Raw genomic sequence first — 6,333 nt, forward strand, 5'->3', positions numbered from 1 at the left:
GCGCCGGCCAGGCAATCCCCGAACTCTCCGCCAGCGCGCTGCAGACCCTCCTGCGCCACGTCCCGCGCACGCTCGACGACTACCGCCTGGCGCGTATCGCCGAGTGGTCGCAGCCGCGCTACGCACTCGACAGGCGCTTCACCCGGCTGACGCTGCTGCTCGATCAGGGTCCGCAAGCGCAGGGGACGCGCTGGCAGGCGCAGCAGCAGACCTTCGACGACCTGCGCGACGTGCTCGCCACCGCCAGCGAGCCGGCGCTGGTCGTTCTCGGCCCGCCCGGCTCAAGAGCACGCTGCTGCGCCGGCTCGAACTCGACCTCGCCGTCGACGCGCTGCGCACGCCGGCCGGCGAGGCCACGCCGCTGAGCTTCTTCGTGCCACTGAACCGCTATCGCCCGACCCAGCCTGGCGAAGCGCTGCCGGCACCGCGGCCATGGCTGGAACAGTCGAGGAATTCCTCGGCGTCTACAACCCGCAGCGCAGCTCGGCGTTGTGGCAGCAACTGCGCGGCACGCCGCAGCTCGACCTGTTCCGTTCGCCGTTCTACCTCCGCCTGCTGCTCGCCCAGGCCGGCGACGGCGGGCCGGCGCTGCAGGGCCGGGCCGGGCTGTTCACCGGCTTCGTCCGGCAGGCCGTACAGCGCGAGATCGAAGCCGACAACCCGCTGTTTCGCCCCGGCGCACTGCTCGACAAGCGCGACCACGAGCGCCTGGTCCAGCACGCCTGGCGCAACGCCACCGACCTGCCAGCACGCGGCGCGCTGCTGCCAGCACTCTGTCAGCTCGCCTACGGCCTGCAGGCACGGCGCGCGCCCGGCGAAGCCTCGCGCGTACGCGTGCCTTACGACGACGCGCTCGCACTGCTCGACGGCGAGAAGTACGCGCCCCTCGGCGACGAGTTGCTGCACGCCGGCGTCGCGCTGCAGGTGCTCGAAGTGCAGTGGGACGACGTGCTCTACGTCCATCAACTGCTGCAGGAGTATTTCGCCGCCCGCGCGCTGACCGGCCAGCCTCGCCCCGAACTCGTCAGCACCGCCTGGCGGGCCGACCAGATCTCGCCGAGCCTGCCGGACGTGCTCGTCGGCCTCGCCGACTCCGACCCGTTGCCAGCGGCGCCGGCGACCGGCTGGGAAGAGACCTTCGTGCTTGCTGCCGCAATGGCGCGAAGCCCCGAGGACTTCGTCAGCGCCTTGCTGGCGGTGAATCTGCCGCTCGCCGGCCGCTGTGCCGCGCAGCCCGACGTCGTGCTGTCCGACGCGCTGCGCCGACGGCTGCAGCAGGCGTTGATCGAGCGCAGCCGCGACCCGGCCGCCGACCTGCGCGCGCGCATCGCCGCCACCCGCGCGCTCGGCGAATTGGGCGACCCGCGCTTCGAACGGCGCCGTGGCCCGCTCGGCGAGTATCTGTTGCCGCCGCTGGTCGCCCTCGAAGCGGGAACTTACCCCATCGGCAGCGACGAAGGCATTTACCCGGAAGAGGCGCCGGCGCATGGCGTCGAAGTCGCCGCTGTCCACCTCGCCCGCTTCCCGGTGACCAACGCCGAATGGCGGCTGTTCATCGCCGCCGGCGGCTACGACGACGAGCGCTGGTGGGAGACCGCAGCGGCCCGGCGCTGGCGAAGCGGCGAGGGGACCGCGGACGGCATAAAGCAGAGAGGGCGCGACAACCTGCAGTGGATCCGCGACAACCCGGAAGAGTACCGGCGGATGGTCGACGACGGCAGAGTCAACCCGTTGGCGGCCGCGAACTATGAGAAATACCTGGCGATGTCGGAGGCCGAATTCGAGAGCCTGCTCGATGAGAAGATCCCTTCTGGCCGGCAAACCGAGCCCCGCTGGTGGAACGACCCGGCGTACAACGAACCAACCCAGCCGGTGGTCGGCATCTGCTGGCACGAAGCGCGCGCCTACTGTGCCTGGCTGTCGGCGCAGAGCGGGCTGCTCTGGCGGCTGCCGAGCGAAGCCGAATGGGAAGCCGCGGCGCGCGGGTTGACGGGACGGCGTTACGCCTGGGGCGACGATTTCGACCCGGCGCGCGGCAACACCTTCGAGAGCCATATCCGTGGCACGACGCCGGTGGGCGTTTTCCCTGGCGGCGATACCCCGGAAGGCGTCGCCGACCTCAGCGGCAATGTCTGGGAATGGACGAGCAGCGCCCCTGAACCCTACCCCTATGTGCCCAATTCCGGGCGCGAAGATCCGGCGGTCGATGCGGTCCCGCGCGTGCTGCGCGGCGGCTCGTGGGACTACGGCCGTGACCTCGCGCGTTGTGCCTACCGCTACCACTCCCCCCCCGGCGACCGCTACGGCCTTGTCGGCTTTCGGGTGTGGGGGTGTCTCCCCCATCCTGAAGCGCTGACCACTGAATCTCTGATCTCTGTCAACACGGGTTCACTGCCACTCTGAAACGCCGCGCAGCGGCGTTTTTGCCGGGCGCGCGAAATTTTTTTGCGGGTCTTGCTGCGATCAACGGTAGGCGCTCCGCTGTCTGTCGGGAAGCAGGACGGGAAGGCCGTGGATTTTCAGGGTGTCCTGCCGGTGCTCAGTCATGGCGAGGAGGATTGGGCGAGGTTCCGGATGATGAGCGCACAGTTCATGGAGCAGCGAGCGGCAGGGCCAGGCAGAGCCGCGTGCCCCCATGCGGCGACGCCAGTGCTTGCAGGCTGCCGCCGTGCAGCGCGGCGACGCGTTGGGCGATCGCCAGGCCCAGGCCGCCGATGCCGCCGCTGCTTCGCCTGACCGGCGGATCGCGCAGCGACTGACCCTGTTCGAGGCGGTCGAGCAGTTCTTCGGGTAGGCCGGGGCCCGCGTCCTCGATCAGCACTTCGGCTTTTCCGCCGGCCTGCCGCAGACTGACGCGCACCGGCGCGGCGCCGGGGGCGTGCCGCATGGCGTTGTCGATCAGGTTGCTCAGCGCGCGCTCGATGAGCTGCAGATCGCCGTCGAGTTCCAGGGGCCCCGGCGCCGCACCGTGCAGCGTGACCGGCGGCGGCCCGTCGCCGAGATCGAACTTCTGCACGGCATCGGTGACCAGTTCGTCGAGCCGGAAACGCTCGCAGTGCAGCACCTGGTCGGTGGACTGCAGCGCCGCCAGCTCGAACAACTGCTGCGACAGGCGGCGTACCTTGTCGCTCTGCGCCAGCGCCGCGGCCAGCAGGCGATCGCAGCGTCCCGGCTCGGCGGGCGTCTTGCCGGCCATCGCTTCGAGGTGGCCGTGCAGCGCCGTCAGGGGCGTCCGCAGATCGTGCGCGACGCTGGCCATCATCTCGCGGTGCGCGCTTGCCTGCTGTTGTTCGCGCGCCGTCTGCGCCTCGATACGCTGCGTCATCTCGGCAAAGGCTGCGGCGATGGCGCTGACTTCGTCGCCGCTGATCGGCGAGCGGTCGCGCCGGGCGTCGGCGGCGTGCAGCGTCCGCAGCGAGTAGTCGCGCAGGCGGCCAGCCAGGCGATGCAGGGGCAGCGTCAGGCGACGGAAGGCAAAGACACCGAGCAGCAGCGTCACCAGCAGGCCGACCGCGGCGACGACACCCGCGCCCTGCCAGACTCGGCGCAGGCTCAACTGCCCGGCCACCTGTTCGCGCGCCTGGCCGTCGAGAATGACGTAAAGGTAACCCGGCGGGCGCGTATCGGTGGGGCGCGGCGGAAACATCGCGGCGCTGAAGATGCGCGCCATGCCCGAGCCCATCGGGTCGGTGCCGCGCAGCGGCAGGGCGGCACCGGCCAGAAAGTTGCGCACCGCCTGCAGGTCGACCTGTTCCTGCCGAACCATCCCGGGTTCGCCGATGTACGCCTGGACGCGGCCGTCGGCGTCGAGCACATAGACCTGGATACCCGGGTTGACCACCATCAGCATCGACAGCAGTTCCGCGCGCGCGGCGCGATCCGCCTGATCGGGGTCGGTCAGGGTGATCTCCGGCCAGTGCTCGACGATGTGCCTGGCCAGTCCATGCGACAGGCGCTGCAGCGATTCCTGCTCGTGCTCCACGGCGACGTGCCGGCCGAGCACGCCGACCAGCGCACCGTAGGCGACGAGCAGCAGCGCCAGGGCCAGCGTCAGGCGGGTGGTGAAGGAGCGGGCAGCGATCACGCGGGCGTCTCTTCAAAGCGGTAGCCGACGCCCCAGACGGTGACGATCCGGCGCGGGTCGCGCGGGTCGTCCTCGATCTTGGTCCGCAGGCGGTTGATATGCGAATTCACGGTGTGTTCGTAACCGTCGAAAGCGGCGCCCCAGACGCGCTGCAGCAGTTCGCCGCGACTGAAGGCGCGGCCCGGATGACGGACCAGGAAGTACAGCAGGTCGAATTCGCGCAGGGTCAGTGGAACGGTTTCGGCGCCGCGCAGCAGTTCGCGGCGAAGGGTATCGAGCCGGAAGGGTCCAAAGCGCAATTCCGATGCCGGCGCCGGCGACGAACGCAATTGCTCGATACGTCGCAGGAGTGCCCGCACGCGCGCCACCAGTTCGAGCATCGAGAACGGCTTGGCGAGGTAATCGTCGGCCCCGAGTTCGAGGCCCAGAATACGGTGCGCCTCGGCCGAACGGGCGCTGAGCATGATCACCGGCACATCCGCGTGCTGCGCCCGCAGGTGACGGCAGACGTCCCAACCGTCGGCGCCGGGCAGCATCAGGTCGAGCAGGACCATGTCCCAGCGCTGGCGATCGATCGCCGCCATCGCCTGCAAGCCGTCGGACTCGCGATGCAGGCGATAGCCGGCCTCTTCGAGGTGCAGACGCAGCGCGGCGGCGATCGCGTCGTCGTCCTCGACCAGCAGCAGTTGCTCGTTCATCGGACGAACGGCAAGGCGCGGGAACGGCGCCGGCGCACCTCCGGCGGCGGCAGGACGATGCCCGGTTTCACGCCGGCGCGAGCGCGGACGCCGACGACTGGCCGCGGCGCCGACGGGAAGCCCCGGCGACGGCGAACAGACCGACGGCGATCAGCACAGCGGTTTCGGGCTCGGGGACGACCGCGAAGCTGATTCGATAGACATCGGAATCGGCGGTGAGCGCGCTGTTGAACACATAGCCGGCACCCGTCGTCAGTCCGTTGAAACCCGCAAGCTCGGCGAAGTCGAAGCGGACGACGCCGTTCTGCGGCGTGCGCAGGTCATTGTTGCCGACGAAGGCCGCCGCCGCCGGATCGAACAGCTCGGAGCCGGCGTCCCAGAGGTCGCTGGCCTTCTGGCCGATCGAGGCGATCAGGAGATTATCACCTGGAAAGGTAAACCATATATAACAGAGTCCATGATGAAACCCGATAAGAGCGGAGCGCTTCAATTCCGGATTGGGCCAAAATCATTCTATCAAACCAATTCCGATCAGGCCTTTGAATTGTATAAAGTAGCATGGCAACTGGCAGACTTAAAAGGCAGCGAACTCGTGTATGACCTGTACACCGGTACCGGTACCATCGCCAATTTTGTCGCGGGGCAAGCAAAGAAAGTAATTGGGCTGGAATATGTAGAGGCTGCCATTGAAGATGCCAAGGTCAATTCCTCCATCAATGGAATTTCAAACACTGAGTTTTATGCCGGTGATATGAAGGATTTGCTTGATGATGCGTTTCTTCAACAGCATGGCAAACCTGATGTAGTAATTACTGATCCGCCCCGGGCCGGCATGCACGAAGATGTTTGTAAGATGTTGCTGAAGGCAGAGCCGAAGCGTATTGTGTATGTAAGTTGCAACCCGGCCACACAAGCCCGCGATTTAAAAATTCTTTCTGAAAAATATTCCATAGTAGCTGTTCAACCGGTGGATATGTTTCCGCATACCATGCATGTGGAGAATGTGGTGAGCCTGACTATCAACTAATCTTCCAGCATACGCAGACCATGCTTTGGCCTATCTTTGGCCAGGCAGGGCACAGCGTGAGACGCGTATGCGAGTCTGCCGGTAGGCAGGGGCCCGCGACCCGGAAGCAGAATCACATTTTCTCAATTGAGAAATCTCGATCATTAAGAAATTTTATTGACTGCCTGTAATCAGATTACAGGTTTCAGCTTACACGTAAAATGTCGGAGCAGCGGAGTTTCAAATACTATCTTATAACCTTTTACTTTTTCCTTTTCCCGGATGAGCTCATCAAATAAAGCAATCACGTAATCAATATGACTTTGGGTATACACCCTGCGCGGTATGGCCAGTCGCACTAGATCCATGGCTGAAGGTATTAACTTTCCCTTTTCATCATACTTACCAAACATCAGTGAGCCCACTTCCACGGCACGAATGCCACCCACTTTATACAGTTCACAAACCAATGCCTGACCAGGATATTGATCTACCGGAATGTTCGGATAAAAAGTTCGTGCATCAATATAAACCGCATGTCCGCC

At 65.6% G+C, this 6,333-nt stretch carries 5 protein-coding genes and 2 pseudogenes; 3 read left to right on the forward strand and 4 right to left on the reverse strand.

Features of this window, described 5'->3' with window-relative positions:
• Together CAPSK01_RS21965 and CAPSK01_RS21970 are read left to right on the forward strand one after the other, a co-directional pair.
• A partial coding sequence (locus CAPSK01_RS21965; RefSeq protein WP_273703126.1) for a hypothetical protein occupies positions 1-365 on the forward strand: 365 nt, incomplete at its 5' end.
• A 67-nt stretch (positions 366-432) separates the two neighbouring features.
• Positions 433-2,403, forward strand: coding sequence for an SUMF1/EgtB/PvdO family nonheme iron enzyme (locus tag CAPSK01_RS21970; RefSeq protein WP_273703127.1), 1,971 nt, complete (start codon positions 433-435; stop codon positions 2,401-2,403).
• Positions 2,404-2,590: 187 nt separating this feature from the next.
• Here CAPSK01_RS21970 and CAPSK01_RS05055 read toward each other — a convergent pair whose 3' ends face one another.
• The 3 genes from CAPSK01_RS05055 to CAPSK01_RS24320 all read right to left on the reverse strand — a co-directional run bounded on the left by CAPSK01_RS05055 (position 2,591) and on the right by CAPSK01_RS24320 (position 5,017).
• Positions 2,591-4,084 (reverse strand): HAMP domain-containing sensor histidine kinase, encoded by a 1,494-nt coding sequence (locus CAPSK01_RS05055; protein ID WP_034923337.1) that lies wholly within the window; start codon positions 4,082-4,084, stop codon positions 2,591-2,593.
• On the reverse strand, positions 4,081-4,782 hold the full coding sequence (locus tag CAPSK01_RS05060) for a response regulator transcription factor (RefSeq protein ID WP_034923339.1): 702 nt from the start codon (positions 4,780-4,782) through the stop codon (positions 4,081-4,083). The genes CAPSK01_RS05055 and CAPSK01_RS05060 overlap by 4 nt, the downstream gene beginning before the upstream one ends.
• 67 nt (positions 4,783-4,849) lie before the next feature.
• Positions 4,850-5,017: a PEP-CTERM sorting domain-containing protein gene (locus CAPSK01_RS24320; RefSeq protein ID WP_337958551.1), complete on the reverse strand. Its 168-nt coding sequence runs from the start codon at positions 5,015-5,017 to the stop codon at positions 4,850-4,852.
• 174 nt (positions 5,018-5,191) lie between these two features.
• Between CAPSK01_RS24320 and rlmD the strand changes: the two are divergent.
• Positions 5,192-5,809, forward strand: a pseudogene (rlmD, locus tag CAPSK01_RS05070) (23S rRNA (uracil(1939)-C(5))-methyltransferase RlmD); the annotation flags it as partial.
• 170 nt (positions 5,810-5,979) lie between these two features.
• Here the strand turns inward: rlmD and CAPSK01_RS21980 are convergent.
• Positions 5,980-6,333 (reverse strand): annotated as a pseudogene (locus CAPSK01_RS21980) (beta-eliminating lyase-related protein); the annotation flags it as partial.

It is taken from the genome of Candidatus Accumulibacter vicinus, assembly GCF_000584955.1.
Classification (GTDB): domain Bacteria; phylum Pseudomonadota; class Gammaproteobacteria; order Burkholderiales; family Rhodocyclaceae; genus Accumulibacter; species Accumulibacter vicinus.